The 20,423-nt window shown below is 71.2% G+C and carries 13 protein-coding genes and 1 pseudogene; 5 read left to right on the top strand and 9 right to left on the bottom strand.

From position 1 onward, the window contains the following. Positions 1 to 11: 11 nt before the first annotated feature. Positions 12 to 1,202 carry a beta-1,3-glucanase family protein gene (locus tag ABT360_RS17820; protein WP_351816675.1) on the bottom strand — a complete coding sequence of 397 codons (1,191 nt, stop codon included), beginning with the start codon at positions 1,200 to 1,202 and terminating at the stop codon, positions 12 to 14. 236 nt (positions 1,203 to 1,438) lie between these two features. On the opposite strand from ABT360_RS17820, the gene ABT360_RS17825 reads away from it, so the two are divergent. The 5 genes from ABT360_RS17825 (at position 1,439) to ABT360_RS17845 (ending at position 12,164) form a co-directional block, all read left to right on the top strand. After that, complete coding sequence (locus tag ABT360_RS17825; RefSeq protein WP_351816678.1) at positions 1,439 to 5,257, top strand: endo-alpha-N-acetylgalactosaminidase family protein; 3,819 nt, start codon at positions 1,439 to 1,441, stop codon at positions 5,255 to 5,257. 180 nt (positions 5,258 to 5,437) lie between these two features. Next, positions 5,438 to 7,837: a polysaccharide lyase 8 family protein gene (locus ABT360_RS17830; protein WP_351816681.1), complete on the top strand. Its 2,400-nt coding sequence runs from the start codon at positions 5,438 to 5,440 to the stop codon at positions 7,835 to 7,837. 47 nt (positions 7,838 to 7,884) lie between these two features. Continuing rightward, positions 7,885 to 10,218 carry a polysaccharide lyase 8 family protein gene (locus tag ABT360_RS17835; RefSeq protein ID WP_351816684.1) on the top strand — a complete coding sequence of 778 codons (2,334 nt, stop codon included), beginning with the start codon at positions 7,885 to 7,887 and terminating at the stop codon, positions 10,216 to 10,218. Positions 10,219 to 10,371: 153 nt separating this feature from the next. Beyond that, the gene (locus tag ABT360_RS17840; RefSeq protein WP_351816687.1) at positions 10,372 to 11,955 is read left to right on the top strand and encodes an acyl-CoA carboxylase subunit beta; all 1,584 of its coding nucleotides are present in this window, start codon (positions 10,372 to 10,374) and stop codon (positions 11,953 to 11,955) included. Between the two features lie 11 nt (positions 11,956 to 11,966). Continuing rightward, on the top strand, positions 11,967 to 12,164 hold the full coding sequence (locus ABT360_RS17845; protein WP_351816690.1) for an acyl-CoA carboxylase subunit epsilon: 198 nt from the start codon (positions 11,967 to 11,969) through the stop codon (positions 12,162 to 12,164). A gap of 203 nt (positions 12,165 to 12,367) precedes the next feature. On the opposite strand, the gene ABT360_RS17850 is transcribed toward ABT360_RS17845, so the two are convergent. From ABT360_RS17850 to ABT360_RS17885, 8 genes and pseudogenes are all read right to left on the bottom strand, one after another. After that, positions 12,368 to 12,949: a GTP-binding protein gene (locus ABT360_RS17850; protein WP_069978110.1), complete on the bottom strand. Its 582-nt coding sequence runs from the start codon at positions 12,947 to 12,949 to the stop codon at positions 12,368 to 12,370. Further along, the gene (locus ABT360_RS17855) at positions 12,930 to 13,505 is read right to left on the bottom strand and encodes a DUF742 domain-containing protein (protein ID WP_351816694.1); all 576 of its coding nucleotides are present in this window, start codon (positions 13,503 to 13,505) and stop codon (positions 12,930 to 12,932) included. The genes ABT360_RS17850 and ABT360_RS17855 overlap by 20 nt, the downstream gene beginning before the upstream one ends. A 96-nt stretch (positions 13,506 to 13,601) precedes the next feature. Continuing rightward, entirely contained in the window at positions 13,602 to 14,015 is a 414-nt protein-coding gene (locus ABT360_RS17860) for a roadblock/LC7 domain-containing protein (RefSeq protein ID WP_006127847.1), read from the bottom strand. A gap of 10 nt (positions 14,016 to 14,025) precedes the next feature. Continuing rightward, positions 14,026 to 17,223, bottom strand: a complete 3,198-nt coding sequence (locus tag ABT360_RS17865; protein WP_351816697.1) for a sensor histidine kinase — start codon at positions 17,221 to 17,223, stop codon at positions 14,026 to 14,028. Positions 17,224 to 17,563: 340 nt separating this feature from the next. Continuing rightward, positions 17,564 to 18,151, bottom strand: a complete 588-nt coding sequence (locus ABT360_RS17870) for a GTP-binding protein (protein WP_351816700.1) — start codon at positions 18,149 to 18,151, stop codon at positions 17,564 to 17,566. Beyond that, entirely contained in the window at positions 18,132 to 18,539 is a 408-nt protein-coding gene (locus ABT360_RS17875) for a DUF742 domain-containing protein (RefSeq protein WP_064070345.1), read from the bottom strand. Before ABT360_RS17875 ends, ABT360_RS17870 begins: the two co-directional genes overlap by 20 nt. A gap of 122 nt (positions 18,540 to 18,661) precedes the next feature. Continuing rightward, positions 18,662 to 19,075, bottom strand: a complete 414-nt coding sequence (locus ABT360_RS17880; RefSeq protein ID WP_351816703.1) for a roadblock/LC7 domain-containing protein — start codon at positions 19,073 to 19,075, stop codon at positions 18,662 to 18,664. Between the two features lie 9 nt (positions 19,076 to 19,084). After that, a pseudogene (locus tag ABT360_RS17885) lies at positions 19,085 to 20,423 on the bottom strand (hypothetical protein); the annotation flags it as partial.

Here is a 20,423-nt window from a genome sequence, read left to right on the forward strand (position 1 = left end):
GGTCGGCCGGGTCACGACCCGACCGACACCGTGAAGCGGCGCGGGTTGCCGTCGTGTGCGGCGCCCGACACGTCCGGTCGGCCGTCCGTCCGGACGTCGTCGTACGGGAATGCGTACCCGATCGGCGTGTTCGCGTGGACCACGCGCGCGTAGTGGTTGGTCGACGGGTCCCGGTAGTAGTCCGACGGTGCCGGGCCGTTGGGCTGGTCGGGGTGGGTGAGCAGGGTCGTACGGTTGAACCCCGGGTTGTTGGTGAACGGGCCGTGGTTGCAGGTGAAGACGTCCCGGGAGGTGGGCCGGGTGAAGCTGTGGCCGCCGGTGAACGTCAGGACGTCCCCGTTCACCCGGCCCACCCGCACGCCGCGCCCGCCCTGGAGGTCGATGCGGAGATCAGTGGTGCGGTACTTCTGCCAGACGCGGTCGATGTAGCCGGTGAAGGCGTCGCGGAACGGCATCTGGTCGGGGCGGTCGAAGTACGGCGCCATGAGGTTCTGCGGCGAGATCACCCGGAGGACCGAGCCGTTCGAGGCGCGGATGACGAGCTTGTCCCACGGCCGGCCGTCCCGGGCCGCCTGGGCGACGAGCCCGTCCGCGATCCGCTGGAGGGCGCCGGCTGGCAGCGGGGCGACGGTGTGGGTGGCGTCCCCGGTGAGTGTCAGGCCGATGGGGAGGGCGGTGACCAGGTCGACGTAGCTGATGTTGGCGTACAACTGCTGCGGGTTGAAGGTGAATTCGGCGAACGACCAGACGCGGCCGTAGTTGGGGTCGGCGGGCGTGGCGAAGGCGGGCTCGACAAGGGCGGGGCCGGGGTTGAGGAAGAAGTCGAGCTTGTTGTCCCGGACGAAGTACACGCGGGCGCCGTACATCTGGGGGAGCGTCAGAACGACCGGGCCGCTGCCTGCCGGGCGCAACGGTATCGCGCAGTCGACGGGGAGCGGGGTCAGCGGGGAGGCGGGGGACTCGGGGCGGTAGACGCCGCCGCCCGGGCGCAGCAGCACCCAGCGGCCGGTGCCCTGCTCGTGGCCGGTGACGTACGCGTGGACGGTGCCGGGCAGGGACCGGTTCTCCAGGGCCAGTTCGCAGGTCGCGGGCGCGGCGGACGCGCCGGACGCACGGCTGCCGAGGACGGTCGCCGCCGCGACCGCCGCCGTCGCGGCGAGGAAGGCGCGGCGGGGCATGCGTGAGGACATGCGTGAGGACATGGGTGCACTCCTGGTGTGGGGGAGAGGAGCGGTGGGGGATGGCTGCCGTCACTCTCGCGCTGCCCGGAACGGGCGTCAAGAGTTGTGGCTGAGAGCGCTCTCAGATTTTTGGATCCTTCACAACTTGGCGGTGGCTAACCGGACTTGGATTAACCGGAGGGCGTTGTTGGACTGGCGTCGCCGCACCGGGTCCGTTTCGTTGACGGTGTTGTGAGGTGACCGTTACGCCAGTGGTCATGTCGCCACGATTCCGCTTCCGGCCTGCGGTGTGCGCGCTCGCCGCCGCCTCGTCCGCCGTGTTCGCCCTGCCGGCACCGGCCACCGCCGGACCACCGCCACCCGTCTCCCCCGAGACGCTGCTCATCGGCTCGCCCCAGTTGTCCGTCGCCGTCGCCCGGGACTTCCCGCGCGTCGTGTCGTACACCGACCGCGCGACCGGGGCGCGGCTCCTCGGCAGTACGAGTCCGGTCACCGCCGTCACCCTCAACGGCACGGCGTACGCGGTCCGGCTCACGGCCGAGCCGGTCGTCACCGCCACGAGCGCCCGCTACACGCTCGCCTTCCCCGGCCTGCCGGGGGTCGAGGCCGACGCCACGCTCACCGTCTCCGGGCGGACCACCACCTTCAGGGTCACGGCCGTCCGCGACACCGAGGCCTTCCGGGTCGGGACCATCGACATACCCGGGCACGACCTGGTGTCGGTCGGTTCCACCGAGCCCGGTGCCGCCACCGCGTTCACCCGGCTCGACCCCGACTCGACGCGTACCGCCGACGTCTTCGGCACGGTGACGGAGGGGACGGCGGCCGATCCGGCGCCGGTGGGTGCTTCGTACGCGATCCTCAACACCGGCGCGCTCGCCGCCGCCGTGGAGTCGAACTCCAGCTACGACAGGCCCGCCGGGCCCACGAACGGCGACGACGCCCGCTTCTGGCACCAGGCCCGCAAGGCGGCGGACGGCAGCGTACGCGTCGGCGTGTGGTCCGGGCAGTGGACCTACCGGGGCGCGGGCGCGCCGCAGCCCGAGAGCGGCGGCAGCCTGCCGTGGGCCAAGGTCGTCGTCACGCCCGACGCCAACGGGGACGGGCGGGTCGACTGGCAGGACGGCGCCATCGCCTTCCGCACGATCGGGATCACGGCGCTCGGCAGCGCGCAGACACCCGGTCGGGTCGTGACGCACATCCCGTTCAACTTCGCCAGCCAGGCCACCCACCCCTTCGCCCGCACGCTCGACGACGTGAAGCGGGTGTCGCTGTCCACGGACGGCCTCGGACAGCTCGCGCTGCTGAAGGGGTACGGCTCCGAGGGCCATGACTCCGCCCATCCCGACTACGGAGGCAACTACAACAAGCGGGCGGGCGGCCTGAAGGACCTCAACGCACTGCTGCGCGACGGCAGGAAGTGGGGCGCCACCTTCGGCGTCCACGTCAACGCCACCGAGTCGTACCCGGAGGCCCACAACTTCAGCGAAACCCTCGTCGACAAGACGAAACCGGGCTGGAACTGGCTCAACCAGAGCTACTACATCGACCAGCGGCGGGACATCAACAGCGGTGATCTGGCCCGCCGGTTCCAGCGGTTGAGGGACGAGACCGACCGCAATCTGAGCTTCCTCTACATCGACGTCTACTACACGCACGGCTGGATCGCGGACAAGACCGTCCGGGCCGTGCAGGCGCAGGGCTGGAACGTCGGCACAGAGTGGGCCGACAAGTTCGAGAGGGCCTCCCTGTGGTCGCACTGGGCCAACGACCTCGACTACGGCGGCGCGACGAACAAGGGCCTCAACTCGCAGATCATCCGGTTCATCCGCAACGGCGAGAAGGACGTCTGGAACAACCACCCGGTCCTCGGCCAGACCGCCCTGGAGGACTTCGAGGGCTGGACCGGCGAGACCGACTACACCGCCTTCCTCGCCAACATCTGGCAGAAGAACCTGCCCGCCAAGTACCTCCAGCGGCAGAAGATCCTCCGCTGGAACGGCAACGACCTCACCTTCACCGGCGGGGTGCGCGGCACCGTCGAGGGCGGCAGGCGGACCTTCTACGAGAACGGCCGCAAGGTCCTGGACGGGGACCGCTACCTGCTGCCCTGGGACGGCAAGCTGTACCACTACAACAAGGGCGGGGGCACGAGCACCTGGGCGGTGCCCGGGGGCACGTACACCGTCCACAAGCTCACCGACAACGGGCGGGTCCGCGTCGGAACGGTACGACCCGCCACGGACGGGCGGATCACGCTCACCGCCGCCGCCGGGCAGGCGTACGTCCTGTATCGGGACCGGGTGCCCGCCCCGGTCGCCCCGGCGTGGGGCGAGGGCACACCGGTCAGGGACCCGGGCTTCAACGACGCGCGACTCGGCGCCTGGACCAGGACCGGGACGGTCGCGCGGGACACCGACGAGCAGGGGCGCAACAGCGCGGTGCTCACCGGGCAGGCCCGCGCCGGGATCGCCCAGCGGATCACGGGGCTGACCCCGGGCCAGCGGTACAGCGCCTCCGCCTGGATCGAGGTCGAGCCGGGGGCGTCCCGGCGTACGACGCTGGCGGCGGGCGGCGCGGCCGTGGACGTGGAGCGCTCCACGGTGCCGAACCGGATCGCGGCCTCCGACTGGCACGGCACGTCCATGCAGCGTGCCAAGGTCCACTTCATCGCGCCGGGCAGTGGCGAGGCGACCCTGTCGGTCACGGCCGAGGGCGGCAGCGCGGCGAGGGTGCGTGTGGACGACGTACGCCTCGTCGAGAACGCGCCCACGGTGAAGGAAGGGGTGTACGAGGATTTCGAGGCCGTCGACCAGGGCTGGGGGCCGTTCCTGAAGGGCGACGCGGGCGGCGCCAACGACCCGCGCACCCATGTGAGCCAGTTGCACGCCCCGTACACCCAGGCGGGCTGGAACGGGAAGCTCATCGACGACGTACTGGAGGGCGGCGAGTCCCTCAAGGCCCACGACGAGAACACCGGCCTGGTCTACCGCACCGCGCCCTGGACCGTCCCGATGAAGGACGGGCACACCTACCGGGTCGAGTACGACCACCAGTCCAGCCACGCGGGCGCGTACGAGTGGGTGACTGGGTACGACCGGGGGACGCACTCCGTCGAGACCCGCCGCACCCCCATCGGGCAACAACGGACCACCGGTCACTTCAGCGAGACCGTCACGGCCGGGTGCGGCGACACCTGGACCGGGCTGCGCAAGCGCGCCGACGCCCCGGACGGCGCCGACTTCGTGCTCGACCGGTTCACCGTCACCGACCTCGGCCCGGCCACCGGGCGCCCGGCCTGTGGCACGCTCGCCCTCGCCGCCGGCGAGACCCTGGAACCGGGCCGGGCCAACGACGTCACGGCGACCTTCACCAACGACGAGACGGCCACCGTGAGCCCTTCCGTCACGCTCACCCTCCCGGAGGGCTGGACCGCCGAGCCGTCCGGTCCACTCACGCCCGGCACGGTGGCGCCCGGCGGCCGGACGACCGCGACCTGGCGGGTGACACCGCCGGCGGACGCCGCCCACCGGACGTACGAGCTCGGGGCGTCGGCCTCGTACACGGTCGGCGGCGGCGGTCCCCGGACGCTCACCGCCGCCACCTCGGTGCGCACCCTGCCGCCCCCGCCTGCCGCCGACGCCTGGGCGAGCGACCTGGACTGGGCGTCGGCCCACAGCGGCTGGGGGCCGGTCGAGCGGGACATGTCCAACGGCGGTACGGCGGCGGGCGACGGCACCCCGCTGCGGATCGGGGGAGTGGCGTACGCCAAGGGCCTGGGCACCCACGCCCCGGCGACCGTGCGCTACTACCTGGGCGGCCGGTGCACCTCCTTCACCGCCGAGGTGGGCGTGGACGACGCCCAGGCCACACGCGGGACCGTGGAGTTCGCCGTCACGGCGGACGGGGCCGAGAAAGCGAAGTCCCCGGTCCTGAAGGCGAGCGACGCCGCCTGGCCGCTGAACGCGGACGTGACGGGCGCGTCGTACGTCGACCTGGTCGTCGGCGACGGCGGTGACGGCAACGGCAACGACCACGCCGACTGGGGCAACGCCCGCTTCCACTGCGGCGGCTGAGGCACCCGGGGGGAGAGGGCTCCCGCGATCGAACGATCAATTCATGGACGTCATGTGCGATTCATTGACTGTTTGTGCGTTCGTGTGAGAGAAACCGCTCACCGTGAGCCCTCGATGAGCCCTCGTGAGCCACTCGTGAGCCCTTGCGAGCCCTCTTCCCCCTCCGGAGGTCACTCCGCCATGCCTCCCGTCCCCTCCCGCCGCGCCTTCCTGCTCGCCGCAGCGGCCTCCCCCCTCACCCTGTCGGCCTTCCCCGCGCACGCCGCCGACTCCTACGACACCCTCCGCCTCACCTGGCGCGACCTCGTCATCGGCACCGGCTTCACCCCCACCGCCGAGCCGTACGCCACCAAGCTCGCCGCCCTCGGCGCCACGGCCGCCGACCTGCGCGCCACCATGGCCCCGGCGCCCGGCTCCCTGTGGCCCGACCTCCCCTACGCCGACCCCGAACCGGACACGGACGCCGAGTCGTACACGTACTCCGGCCATCTCGGCACCAGCTACCACCGGCTCCGCACGATGGCCGAGGCGTACGCCCAGCCCGGCACCGGCCTCACCGGCAACACCGCGCTGCGCGCCGAGATCCTCACCGGCCTCGACCACCTCCACGACCAGGCGTACAACGCCTCCCGGGCCCGCTACGGCAACTGGTACAACTGGCAGATCGGCATCCCGCAGGCCCTCCTCGACGTCGACGTCCTGCTGTACGACCACCTCGGCGCCGCCCGCATCGCCGAACACTGCGCCGCCGTCGACCACTTCGTCCCGGACAGTGCGGTCGCGAACTACACCGGCATCTCCACCGGCGCCAACCGCGTCGACCTCTGCCGTGTCCTCGCGCTGCGCGGCGTCATCGGCAAGAGCCCGGCCAAGCTGGAACTCGCGCGGGACGCGCTCTCGCCCGTCTTCCCGTACGTCACCTCCGGCGACGGGCTCTACGCCGACGGCAGCTTCATCCAGCACCTCTACGTGCCGTACGCGGGGTCCTACGGAGCCGTGATGCTCGGCGGACTGTCGCTGCTCTTCGCCCTGCTGGCCGGTTCGTCCTGGGCCGTCACCGACCCCGGCCGCCAGATCGTCCTCGACTCGGTCGAGAAGGCGTACGCCCCCTTCGTCTTCAACGGCCTCGCCATGGACGGCATTTCCGGGCGTGCCGTGAGCCGGGGAGTGCAGAAGGCGGACACGGACGGGATCCGCCAGGACGACCACCTGCGCGGGCACGGGATCATCGCCTGCATCGCGCTGCTCGCGCGGAGCGCGTCCGCCGCCGAGAAGGCCCGCTGGGACGGGATGGTCAAGGGCTGGATCGCCCGCGACTACTACAGCCCGGTTCTCAGCAGCCCGGCTCTGGGGGTCGCCGCCCTGTCCCGTCTCAAGGCCGTCGCCGACGGTCCGGCCGCGCCGAGTGCCGAACCGGTCGGCCACCGCCTCTTCCCCGGCACGGACCGGGCCGTCCACCGCCGTCCGGGCTGGGCGGCCGCCCTGTCCATGGCGTCGAACCGGATCACGTACTACGAGAACGGAAACGGCGAGAACCTCCGTGCCTGGCACAGCGGCTCCGGAATGCTCTACTGGTGGGGCGCCGACTTCGCCAACGGCCAGTACAGCGACGGCTTCTGGCCGACCGTCGACCCCTACCGGCTGCCCGGCACCACCGCCTCGCGCAAGGCGCTCGCGGACGGTGAGGGCGGGGTGTGGGGCGTGGCCCGGCCGGACGTGCGCTGGGTGGGTGGGGCGACGGACGGGACGTACGCGGCGGTCGGCCAGTACCTGAAGGGGCTGTCCTCCACACTGCTGGCCAAGAAGTCCTGGTTCTTCCTGGACGACGCCGTGGTGTGCCTCGGTGCCGGCATCCACGGCCGGGACGGCACGGGCGTCGAGTCGGTCGTCGAGAACCGGAACCTGGGCGTCTCCGGCACCCATGCCTTCACGGTCGACGGTACGGTCCAGCCGGCCGCGCCCGGCTGGAGCGCCACCCTGACCGGCGCGAGCTGGGCGCACCTGGCGGGGCACGCCGGGTACGTCTTCCCCGGCGGGGCCACCGTCAAGGCGTCGCGGCAGGCCCGCACCGGTGCCTGGTCGGACATCAACAGGGGCGCCGTGACCGACCCGGTCACGCGCCGGTACCTGACCCTGTGGTTCGACCACGGCACCGACCCGACGTGGGCCACGTACGCGTACGTCCTGATGCCGGGCGCGAGCGCCGCGCGGACGTCCGCACGCGCCGCCGACACCGGCTGGCTCACCGTCCTCGCCAACACGGCCGACCAGCAGGGCGTGCGCGTGCCGTCCCTGGGCTTCACGGGCGTCAACTTCTGGTTCGGCGGCTCGGCCGGCGCGGTGACCGCGTCCGCGCCCGCGAGCGTGATGATCCGTGAGAGCGGCGGTACGGCCTCGGTGTGCGTCTCCGGTCCGCTGCGGGACGGCGCCGCCATCGACCTGACGTGGAACCGCCCGGTTGCCTCCGTGACGTCCAAGGACCCCTCCGTACAGGTGATCGCGACGGGGTCGGCGCTGAAAGTGCGCGTCACGCCGGGCACGCTGGGGGCGGTCCACAAGGCGGTGGTCCAGCTGGGGTAGAGCCCTTGTGTGTCATGCCCCCTGCAATCCTGCCCCGGGAGATCTCCATGACAGTTCCATCGGCAACGCCCGCCTGGTCCCGCCGCCTCTTCCTCGCCGCCACCTCCACCGCAGCCCTGGGACTCGCCCTGCCCGCACACGCTTCCGCCGCCGATGACTTCGAGGCGCTACGACTGCGCTGGCTCGAGCTCCAGCTCGGCACCGGCTACGACCCGGCCGCCGAGCCGTACGCCTCCCGCCTCGCCGAGACCGGCGACCTCGCCGCCCGCTACCGCGCCTCCATGACCCCCACCGACACCTCCCTCTGGCCCGGCCACCCCTTCACCCCGCCCTCCGGGATCACCCAGAGCTACCACCGGCTGTGGACCATGACCCAGGCGTACGCCCAGCAGGGCACCGGCCACACCGGCGACCCCGGCCTCCTCGCCGACATCCTGCGTGGCCTCGACCACGTCTCGGCGCGGGTCTACAACCCCTCCACCACCCGCTACGGCAACTGGTGGGAGTGGCAGATCGGCAGCCCCCGCCTCCTCATGGACATCGTCGCCACCCTGTACGACGCCGTCGGCCCCGCCCGTGTCGAGGCCGCCTGCGCCGCCGTCGACCACTTCGTCCCCGACACGATGCTCGGCGACTACAGCGGCACGTCCACCGGAGCCAACCGTGTCGACCTGTGCCGTTCCGTCGCGCTGCGCGGAGTCGTCGGCAGGTCGGCGGCCAAGCTCGCGCTCGCCCGGGACGCGCTGTCGCCGGTGTTCCCGTACGTCACCAAGGGCGACGGGCTCTACGCCGACGGGTCGTTCGTCCAGCACACCTGGGTCGCGTACTCCGGCACGTACGGACAGGTCATGCTCGACGGGCTGGGGCGGCTGTTCGCCCTGCTCGCCGGGTCGCCGTGGGCCGTCACCGACCCCAACCGCCAGATCGTCCTCGACAGCGTCGAGCACGCCTACGCCCCGCTCCTCCACAACGGCCTGATGATGGACAGCGTCAACGGCCGCGCCATCAGCCGGGGCATCCTGCGCAACGACCCGCGGGGGATCATGCGCAGCGACCACTTCCACGGCCACGGCATCATCGCCGCCATGGCGCTGCTCGCCGGAGGGGCCTCGGCAGCCGAGCGCGACCGGTGGCACGCGCGCGTGAAGGGCTGGATCGAACGGGACACGGTCACGCCGATCCTCACCGCCCCCCAGTTCGGCGTCGCCGACCTCGCCCGGCTCCACACGGTCGCCGCCTCGCCCGTCCCCGCCGCGCCCGAACCGGTCGGCCACAAACTGTTCGCCGCCATGGACCGGGCCGTGCACCGCCGGCCGGGATGGGCGGCCAACATCGCCATGGCGTCCGAGCGGATCTCATACTACGAGTGCGGCAACGGCGAGAACCCGCGCGGCTGGCACACGGGCGCCGGAATGCTCTACTGGTGGGGCCCGGGGGGCGACGGCCACTACACGGACTGGTTCTGGCCGACCGTCGACTTCTACCGGCTGCCCGGCACGACGGTGTCGACCAAGCGGCTGCCCGACCGGGCGGGCGGCGAATGGGGCGTACCGAAGCCGGCCGCGGCATGGGTCGGGGGAGTGACGGACGGCGAGTTCGCCGCCGTCGGGCAGCACCTGAAGGGCCTCGGCTCCACCCTGGAGGCCCGCAAGTCCTGGTTCTGCGCCGCCGACACGATCATCTGCCTCGGCGCGGGAATCGGCTGCACGGACGGGGTCCCCGTCGAGACGATCGTCGACAACCGGAACCTTGGGGAGGCGGGCGAGGCGCGGTTCACGACCGGGCCCGGCTCGCGCTGGGCACACCTGGAGGGGCACGGCGGCTGGGTGTTCCCCGGTGGCGCACCCGTCAAGGCCCTGCGCGAGGACCGGACCGGCGCCTGGCGGGACATCAACACCACGTCCAGCGCCGAGCGCCGCACCCGCCGGTACCAGACGCTCTGGCTCGACCACGGCACCGACCCGGTGGACGCCTCGTACGCCTACCTGCTGATGCCGGGCGCCTCACGCCGGACGGTCGCGGCCCGCGCGTACGACCCCCACTGGCTGGAGATCCTCGACAACACCGCCGCCCGCCAGGCGGTCGCCGTGCCGTCGCTCGGCCTGACCGCCGCCAACTTCTGGCAGCCCGGCACGGTGGGGCCGCTCACGACGACCGCCCCGGGCTGCGTCCTCGTCCGCAGACAGGGGCGGACGGTGACGGTCTGTGTCAGCGAGCCGCCGCGAACCGGGCGGCCCCTGGAGGTCACCTGGCACCTCCCGGCGCGCCATGTCGTCGCCCACGATCCGTCCGTCGAGGTCCTCGCGACCGGCCGTACGCTCCGGCTGCGCGTCGCGCCCGGCACGGCGGGCGCGGGACACCGCTGTACGGTAAGCATCTGACCCCATTGTGGGAACTCCATAACTTCTGGGGGTCCCGTGCTGGCACTTCGCCTGCCCCGCCGGGCGGTTCTGTCCAGGGTTCACAGGAGATGGGTCGGGAGACTGTACAGAGTCGACGGCGGTTTTTCTTGGTCGACTTCGTAGGGTCGATGCATGACCGTTGTGGACGAAATCCAGGGCGAGCCGACCGATGCCCGTGGGCGTGTGGCCGAGCTGCACGCCCTGCGCGAGGAAGCCCTGCGTGGCCCGAGTGACCGGGCGACGGAGGCGCAGCATGCCAAGGGCAAGCTGACCGCCCGTGAGCGCATCGAGTTGCTGCTGGATGCGGGCTCGTTCCAGGAGGTCGAGCAGCTGCGTCGGCACCGGGCGACCGGGTTCGGCCTGGAGGGCAAGAGGCCGTACACGGACGGTGTCATCACCGGCTGGGGCACGGTGGAGGGCCGGACGGTCTTCGTCTACGCGCACGACTTCCGGATCTTCGGCGGCGCGCTGGGCGAGGCCCACGCCACGAAGATCCACAAGATCATGGACATGGCCATCGCGGCCGGTGCGCCGCTGGTTTCGCTGAACGACGGCGCCGGTGCCCGTATCCAGGAGGGCGTCAGCGCGCTCGCCGGCTACGGCGGCATCTTCCAGCGCAACACGCGGGCCTCGGGTGTCATCCCGCAGATCAGTGTGATGCTCGGTCCGTGCGCGGGTGGCGCGGCCTACAGCCCGGCCCTGACGGACTTCGTGTTCATGGTCCGTGAGACCTCGCAGATGTTCATCACCGGTCCGGACGTCGTCAAGGCGGTCACCGGTGAGGAGATCACCCAGAACGGGCTCGGTGGCGCGGACGTGCACGCCGAGACGAGCGGTGTGGCGCACTTCGCGTACGACGACGAGGAGACCTGCATCGCGGAGGTCCGCTACCTCCTGTCGCTGCTCCCCTCCAACAACCGTGAGAACCCGCCCGCCCACCCCAGTGACGACCCGGCCGGCCGCCGCTCGGACGTCCTGCTGGACCTGGTCCCGGCGGACGGCAACCGGCCCTACGACATGGCCAAGGTCATCGAGGAACTCGTCGACGACGGCGACTACCTGGAGATCCACGAGCGCTGGGCCCGCAACATCATCTGCGCCCTGGCCCGCCTGGACGGCCAGGTCGTCGGCATCGTGGCCAACCAGCCGCAGACGCTGGCGGGTGTGCTGGACATCGAGGCGAGCGAGAAGGCCGCCCGCTTCGTGCAGATGTGCGATGCTTTCAACATCCCGATCGTCACGCTGCTGGACGTGCCCGGCTTCCTCCCGGGCGTCGACCAGGAGCACGGCGGCATCATCCGCCACGGCGCGAAGCTGCTGTACGCCTACTGCAACGCCACCGTGCCGCGTATCTCGCTGATCCTCCGCAAGGCCTACGGCGGCGCGTACATCGTCATGGACTCCCAGTCCATCGGCGCGGACCTGACCTACGCCTGGCCGACGAACGAGATCGCCGTGATGGGTGCCGAGGGTGCCGCCAACGTCATCTTCCGCCGCCAGATCGCCGACGCCGAGGACCCCGAGGCCATGCGTGCCCGCATGGTCAAGGAGTACAAGGCCGAGCTGATGCACCCGTACTACGCCGCGGAGCGCGGCCTGGTCGACGACGTCATCGACCCGTCCGAGACCCGCTCCGTGCTCATCGCCGCCCTGGCGATGCTCCGCACGAAGCACGCCGACCTGCCGTCCCGCAAACACGGCAATCCGCCCCAGTAACAGGAGCCCACGTGACCGACACCAACCTGCTCCGCGTCGAAAAGGGCCTCGCCGACCCCGAGGAGCTCGCCGCGATCACCGCGGTCCTCCTCGCCCGTGCCTCCGCACGCCCCGCGGCCACCCCGGCCCGCCGCGTCCGCTCCACCGCCGGCTGGCGCCGTCTGGAGCGCCAGCCCGGCTTCCGCGCCCCCCACAGCTGGCAGGGCTGACACCCGCCCCGAAGGGCCCCGCACCACCCTGGTGCGGGGCCCTTCGCCATGTCCCGGCCGCACGCACACCGCCCGCAGCCGGGCGACGACCGGGGTCGGGACCGTGCAGGGCCGTCCCCGCGGAGGTCGGCGGCCGGCAGGCGGCGGGCCCGCACGACAAAGGCCCGCACACCGTCAGGTGTGCGGGCCTCGATGCCGGGGGCCTACCGGAGGCGGGCCATGAGGGCGTGTTCCACGAGCGTGATGAGGGCGCTCTTGGCGTCGGCGCGGTGGCGGGCGTCGGTGGTGATGATCGGGGTGTCCGGGCCGATCTGGAGCGCCTCGCGGACCTCGTCCGGCGTGTACGGCTGGTGGCCGTCGAAGCCGTTCAGCGCGATCACGAACGGCAGGCCGCTGTTCTCGAAGTAGTCCACGGCCGGGAAGCAGTCGGCCAGGCGGCGGGTGTCGACGAGGACGACCGCGCCGATGGCGCCGCGGACCAGGTCGTCCCACATGAACCAGAAGCGGTCCTGGCCGGGCGTACCGAACAGGTACAGGATCAGGTCCTGGTCCAGGGTGATGCGGCCGAAGTCCATGGCGACCGTGGTGGTCGTCTTGTCGCCGGTGTGGGTGAGGTCGTCGATGCCCGCGGACGCAGACGTCATGACGGCCTCGGTACGCAGCGGGTTGATCTCCGAGACGGCGCCGACGAACGTGGTCTTGCCCACGCCGAATCCGCCCGCCACCACGATCTTCGCGCTGGTGGTTGAGCGGGCTGCACCGCCGCTAGAGCTTGCGAAGTCCACTGAGCACCCTTTCGAGCAGTGTCACGTCTGGCTGGCCGCCGGCGGACTCGTCGCCGCCGGGCTGGTGGATGGCGACAAGTCCGGCCTCCGCCAGGTCGGCGACGAGGATCCGGGCAACGCCGAGGGGGATGGAGAGGAGTGCCGAGATCTCGGCGACCGACTTGATCTCGAAGCACAGCCGGCAGATCCGCTGGTGCTCGGGCAACTGCCCTTGCAGCCGGGACGGATCGGCCGTGGTGGACACCAGCGCCTCGATGGCGAGCTGGTACCGGGGCCTCGTCCGGCCGCCGGTCATGGCGTACGGACGGACCAGCGGATTGTGGTGGCCCGACGTGGGCGCGGGCTCCGGACGCCGCCGCTGCTGCACCGGCTGGGTGCGCGGTGCCTGCGGCTGGACGTAACTGGGACCCGGCTGCGGCTGCTGGTAGGGCTGGGGCTGCTGCATGCCGCCCTGACCGCTCGGTGCCGAGGGGAAGTTGAAGCGGTTCTGGGCGTTCTCACCCTGTGACTGGTGCGCACCGTCATATGGGTGGTGTCCGCCTGGGGGTGTTGCCACTTTTCCTCCTCGACTGCCGTTCACCGGTTCCATGTCCCTGTGGAGCCGCGCCACCGCACCCTATGGTGCGGTGGCGAGAAACGCACGGTCTGTTTGCTAGTTGAGAAGACTTCCCTGGAGTTCGGCGCGGAGGTCCGGGGTAAGGACACTGCCCGCGCGGTCCACCAGCAGAGCCATCTCGTAGCCGACCAGACCGATGTCGGCGTCCGGGTGGGCGAGGACGGCCAGCGAGGAGCCGTCCGAGATCGACATGATGAAGAGGAAGCCGCGCTCCATCTCCACCACCGTCTGGTTGACCGCGCCGCCCTCGAAGATCCGGGACGCCCCAGCCGTCAGCGACGTCAGACCCGACGCCACCGCCGCGAGCTGGTCGGCACGGTCACGGGGGAAACCCTCGGACATCGCCAGCAGGAGTCCGTCGGCGGAGACCACCACCGTGTGGGACACCCCGGGGGTGTTGTCCACGAAGTTGGTGATCAACCAGTTCAGATTCTGCGCCGCCTGGCTCATCGGGCTCACACTAACGCTCCTGGTTGTAGGTACTACCCGGGCCGAGGCCCGATCCGTTCGTGTCCGTTCCCGCGTTGCGCCCCTGCTGGACACCGCGCCGCAGGTTGCTCAACCTGCCACGCACGTCCTCCGGGGCGCGGGAGACCTGTGGGCCGCCCTGCGGGGTCTGCTCCGCCGTGCCCTCGACCAGGTTGGCCTTGGGAACGCGCCGCGGGAGTCCGGACGGGGTGACCCCGCCGGCCTTCGGCTCGCGGAGCTTCTCGGCCCGCTGCCAGCGCTCGTCGTTGGTCGAGCGCCAGTCCTCGGAACCGCTGTCCTCGCTGCTGCTCTGCGAGACCCGCTGGACCGGCTGCGTCTGCTCCGCTTGAGGAACCTGCTGCTGCTGCGGGGCCGGAGCCTGCTGCTGGCCGCCGCGGCGCGGCAGGCCGGCATCGGTCAGCTCGTGACCGGTGCTCGGGGTGGGGCCCGAGGAGAAGCCTACGCGTTCCCGGCCGTTCGTGGGAGCGCCCTGCGCAGATTCCGATTCCGTCGCGTACCCGGACTCGTAACCGCCCTCGTAGGAGCCCTGATCGGCCCACTCGCCCTGGTGGGACTGGGCGTCGAACTGGCTGTCGTACTGCGGCTGCTGGGTCTCCTGAGCCGGAAACGCGGATTCCGCATAGGACGGTTCAGCGTACTCGCCCGTCGCGTACTCGCCGCCGTACTGGTCGTACGCGGGCTGCTGCTGCTCATAGCCCTCGTAGCCGTCCTGGGCGTACGTGTTCTGCTGCTCGTACTGCTGCTGCTCGTAGCCGTAACTCTCCTGGCCGCCCTGCTGCTCGTACGCGGGGGCCTGCTGCTCCTGGGCCACCTCGTCGCGGAACATGGGCCGTTCGGCCTCGGAGCCGCCCTGGAGCTGCGCGCCCAGCGCCGCACGGCGCTCCTCGCGCATCCGGGAGCGGTTCACGGGGTCCAGCGTGGTGCCCTCGCCCGCCGGCTGCTCGTACCGGGAGTCGTCGAAGCCCAGCTCCGCGGCCGTCCGCAGCGGAGCCGCCTCGAACGCCTGCTGCTCCGGGATGATCTGGGAGACGGTGAAGTCGTCCTCCATGGCCGGGTCGCCACCGCCACCATGGGTGATCGCGTCCGGGAGCATGACCAGCGACGTCGTACCCGCCTGCTCGCCCGAGGGGCGCAGCTGGACGCGGATGCCGTGCCGGTCGGCCAGGCGGCCGACCACGAACAGGCCCATGCGCTGCGAGATCGCGGCGTCCACGGTCGGCGGGTTGGCCAGCTTGTGGTTGATGTCGGCGAAGTCCTCGGCGGTCAGGCCGATGCCCTTGTCGTGGATCTCGACCATCACGCGGCCGTCGGGGAGACGGGTCGCGGTGACGCGGACCTTGGTCTGCGGCGAGGAGAACGTGGTGGCGTTCTCCAGCAGCTCGGCCAGCAGGTGCACGAGGTCGGTCACGGCCTGGCCGTGGATCTCCGACTCCGGTACGCCGGTCAGCTCGATGCGCTCGTACTGCTCCACCTCGGAGGAGGCGGCGCGCAGCACGTCCACCAGCGGGACCGGCTGGTTCCAGCGGCGGCCGGGCTCCTCGCCCGCGAGGATGAGGAGGTTCTCGCCGTTGCGGCGCATACGGGTGGCCAGGTGGTCCAGGCGGAAGAGGTTCTCCAGCTGGTCCGGGTCGGCCTCGTTGTTCTCCAGCTCGGTGATCAGGGTCAGCTGGCCCTCGATCAGCGACTGGTTGCGCTGCGACAGGTTGGTGAAGATCGCGTTGACGTTGCCCCGCAGCAGGGCCTGCTCGGCGGCGAGCCGGACGGCCTCGCGGTGCACCTGGTCGAAGGCGCGGGCGACCTCGCCGATCTCGTCCTGGGAGTCGATCGGGATGGGCTGTACGCGGGTGTCGACACGGCCCGGGTCGGTGCGGGAGAGCTGGTCGACCAGCATCGGCAGGCGCTGCTCGGCGATGCCGAAGGCGGCGGTGCGCAGCCGGCTCATCGCGGTGCTCATCTGCCGGGCCATCATCGCGGCCAGGATGAAAGCGGTCAGCAGGGCGACCACGACGATGGCGCCGATGACGATGGCGTCGGTCTTGGCGTCGGAGGAGATCTCGGCGGCCTCGTCCACGGCCTTGTTCACGAGGTCGGTGCTGACCTCGCCGTAGCCGTCGTACTTGGAGGTGGAGGCGCCCAGCCAGGTGTCCTTGGTGATGCCCTGGGCCCGGAGCTCCTTGATCGCGTCCGCGTCCTCGGCGGTGCCGATTTCCCGTGCCATCGGCGCGAGGACCGAACCGAACTCATCCTTCGGCAGGGTGATGCCCTCGGCCTGGAGCTGCTTGTCGCCCTCGACGGCCCGGCGCTCCATGACCGCCTTGAGCTTCGCCACGTCCTCCTCGGTACCACCCGAGTTGTACTCGCCGAGGGCGATCTGCTCCAGGTAGTTGTACGAGTTGAACGCGCGGCTCTGCTCGGCGAACGTCTTGTCGTCCTTGCTCGGCCTGACCAGGAGGTGCGTACCGATCGAACGCTGAAGCGACTGCGCGGCCTGGGCGAGCTGAATGGCGTAGACCATACGGCCGTAGGAGGTCACATTGCCGGTGCCGAGGCCGAGCTCGTTGGAGAACTCCATCAGGTAGTGCTGGACGCCGGTGTAGTTCTCTTCGGTCTTCACCGGGTCCTGGGCCTTGGCGTAGGCGCTCGCCCGCAGCGCTTCGAGCTTGGGCTCCTCGGCCCGGAACTGTTCCAGCCGACGCTCCAGGCCCTGCCCCGAGGGCATGTCCTTGACGGCCTCGTCGAACTTCTTCTTGGCGGCCTCGGTCGCCTCGTACGCCTGGGTGACCCTCTCGTCGTCGCGCTTGTTGAGGAGCAGCGGTACGGCCGTGAGGTCACGCTCGTTGAGCAGCGCCTGGCCGTACTCCGAGGCGGCGCGCACGATGAGCGCCGTCTTCTCGGCGTCCTGCGCCTCCTGCCAGGTGTCGATGGCCGTCTTCACCTGGAAGCCGCCCATGACGAGCCCGACGAGCACGGGTATGAGGAGGATGGCGTTCAGGCGGGTCGCCACGCGCCAGTTGCGCGGGGACAGCTTGCTGGAGCTGCCCGAACCGCCACTGCCGCCGGAGGCGGATGGTGTTCCGGGCGTATCGGCAGGCGGCACCGCTGTGCGTGCGGGCGGGGTGAAGTTGCCCCGCGCCTGCTGCTCTGCGGCGCTTTTCGTGCTTCGCCTCACTCGACCAACAACCTCTCGGCGCCGGCACCTACGTTGTGCCGTTTTTCTGTTCAGGGCCGTACTACTCGGGAGTTCGTCGCATTGCAGCACGTAAAGCGGCCGCGTTCCAAACCCCTCGATCGGGTCGTTACCAGTGGTTCAGACCTCAGATAAAACGGGCATAAAGAACGAGCCCCGCCAAAAGGCGGGGCTCATGTGAGCACAGTGGCACCATACGGATGCGTCTCGTGTCCGAGGCCCCGCAATTCTCTGTCGAAACGTTATGAACACCGGGGCCGACCGTGTCAAAGGACACACTCGGCCCCTGTTTCCCGCTACGACAACTGCCGTATGGCGACGTCTACTTGAGGCGGGCCATGAGGGCGTGTTCCACGAGCGTGATCAGCGCGCTCTTGGCGTCGGCGCGGTGGCGGGCGTCGGTGGTGATGATCGGGGTGTCCGGGCCGATCTGGAGCGCCTCGCGGACCTCGTCCGGCGTGTACGGCTGGTGGCCCTCGAAACCGTTGAGGGCGACGACGAACGGCAGGCCGCTGTTCTCGAAGTAGTCCACGGCCGGGAAGCAGTCGGCCAGCCTTCTCGTGTCGACCAGGACGACCGCGCCGATGGCGCCGCGGACCAGGTCGTCCCACATGAACCAGAAGCGGTCCTGGCCCGGTGTACCGAACAGGTACAGGATCAGGTCCTGGTCCAGGGTGATGCGGCCGAAGTCCATGGCGACCGTGGTGGTCTTCTTGTCGCCGGTGTGGGTGAGGTCGTCGATGCCCGCGGACGCGGACGTCATGACGGCCTCGGTACGCAGCGGGTCGATCTCCGAGACGGCGCCGACGAACGTGGTCTTGCCCACGCCGAATCCACCCGCCACCACGATCTTCGCGCTGGTGGTGGAGCGACCGCCTCCCGAACCGCCGCTAGAGCTTGCGAAGTCCACTGAGCACCCTTTCGAGCAGTGTCACATCCGGCGTGCCGCCGGCTTCTCCATTGCCCGGCTGGTGGATCGCCACCATGCCCGCCTCCGCCAGGTCGGCGACGAGGATCCGGGCGACGCCCAGCGGCATCGACAGCAGTGCCGACACCTCCGCCACCGACTTCACCTCACGGCACAGGTGGCAGATCCGCTGGTGCTCGGGAAGCAGGCTTCCCAGGTGGGCCGGGTCGGCCGTGGTGCTGACCAGCGCTTCTATGGCGAGCTGGTAGCGCGGCCTGGTCCGGCCGCCGGTCATGGCATAGGGCCGGACCAGCGGCTGGTCGCCTTCAACGCCGTAGCCGGCGTCCGTGGGGACGCCGTACGGATCGTGAGAGGCGGGGGGCGGTGTCATTGATCCTCCAGTGACAGCAGGTGGTCTGCCTGTCGTCTGACTGGGCCGGTGGGGGGCCGGAGGGGGCGGCCGACGGTGAACAAGGGCATGAGGGGGGACGGTACGGATTGGGGCGTACCGCCTCAGTGGAGCAGGCTGCCCTGCAGTTCCGCGCGCAGGTCAGGGGTGAGGACGCTGCCCGCGCGGTCGACGAGCAGAGCCATCTCGTATCCCACGAGGCCGATGTCGGCATCCGGGTGCGCGAGCACGGCCAGGGAGGAGCCGTCCGAGATGGACATGAGGAAGAGGAAGCCGCGCTCCATCTCCACCACGGTCTGGGCGACGGTGCCGCCCTCGAAGATCCGGGACGCCCCCGCGGTCAGCGAGGTCAGTCCGGACGCCACGGCCGCGAGCTGGTCGGCGCGGTCGCGGGGGAACCCTTCGGACATGGCCAGCAGGAGTCCGTCGGCTGAGACCACCACTGTGTGGGACACCCCTGGGGTGTTGTCCACGAAGTTGGTGATCAGCCAATTCAGGTTCTGGGCCGCTTGGCTCATCGGTCTCAACTAACGCTCCTGCTGGTGTGTGGGGCCGAGTTGGAAACTGCCCGTGGTGGAGCTGCCTGCCTGACGCCCCTGCTGGATGCCGCGGCGGAGGTTGGTCAGGCGGCCGCGTACGTCATCAGGCGCACGCGAGACCTGCGGACCGGACTGGTGGGTGGACTCCTGCGCGGTTCCCGGCACCAGATTGGCACGCGGGACCCGGCGGGGGAGGCCGGAGGTGGTGACGCCGCCCGCGGCGGGCTTGCGGACCCGCTCGGCCTGGCGCACCAGCTCGTCGTTGGGGGAGGTGCGCCACGACCCGGTCGTGGAGGCCGGGTCGGTGCCCTGACCGGCGCTCTGACCCGTGCTCTGGCCGTCACGGCGGGGCGGCGGCGACGATGCGGGTCGCTGCTGCGCGGGCCGTGAGGGCTGCGCGGGCTGCTGCGGTACGGCCGGGGTCGGCACGGTCTGGTCGTGGACGGGGTACTCGCCGGCGCCGCCCCGCTGGGGCTGCGCCTGCTGCTGCGGCTGCTGGGACTGACCGTTCTGGTGGAACCAGTTGGTCTCCAGAGTGTCATACAGCGGCGTACGGCCGTCCCCGGCGTTGGTCGCGGGAGGCAGCGCCTCGTTCTGCGGGCGCCCGGCGTTGTAGTCCGGGCGGGCGAACTGGGCTGTGGACGCGGGGTCCTGGAGGCCCTGCCGGTCGGCCGACGGGCGGGTGTACTGCCCGGTGGCCTCCGGCTCCTCGTGGCCGCGCGGCACGTCCGCGCCCCAGCTGGTGGCCTGGGGGCGCTGGGGGCGCTGCGGCTGCGAGGGCTGCTGGGATTGCTGCGGCTGCTGGGGCGGTACCGCCTGCTGCTGCGGCTGCTGCGGGGCACCGCCGGGGAGTTCGGCGCGCGGACCACCGGAGGGCGGCAGCGGCTGCTTGCCCGGCCGGCCTCCCTGCTCGGCGGGGCCGTTCTGCCACACGTCCGAGCGCGTCGGGATGGCGTTGTCCCGCGTGCCCCGGCCGGCGCCCGGGCCGCCGAAGGCGCCGGCGCCCTGACGCTGCGGGTCCTGCGGCTGCTGCTGCTGCGGCTGCTGCGGACGGCCCGAGGGCCCCGCCTGGCCGTGGCGGCCGGACTGACCGCCCTGCGGTCCGCCCTGGAGCCCGCCGCCCTGCCGCGCGGCCGCGTCGTCCCGGCCGGGCAGCGCGGCCCGGGGCCCGGATCCCGCACCGACCTGGCCACGGGCACCGCCGACGCCCGCGCCGACACCCTGCCGGCCCGCGGGCGCCGGGAAGTCCATGGACTCCAGGATCACCGGGTTCTTCTCGTCGCACAGCGTCTCACCGGTCGTGGTCTGCTTCAGACCCATGACGGCG

The sequence above is a fragment of the Streptomyces sp. NPDC000229 genome (genome assembly GCF_040300825.1).
Taxonomy (GTDB): Bacteria; Actinomycetota; Actinomycetes; order Streptomycetales; family Streptomycetaceae; genus Streptomyces.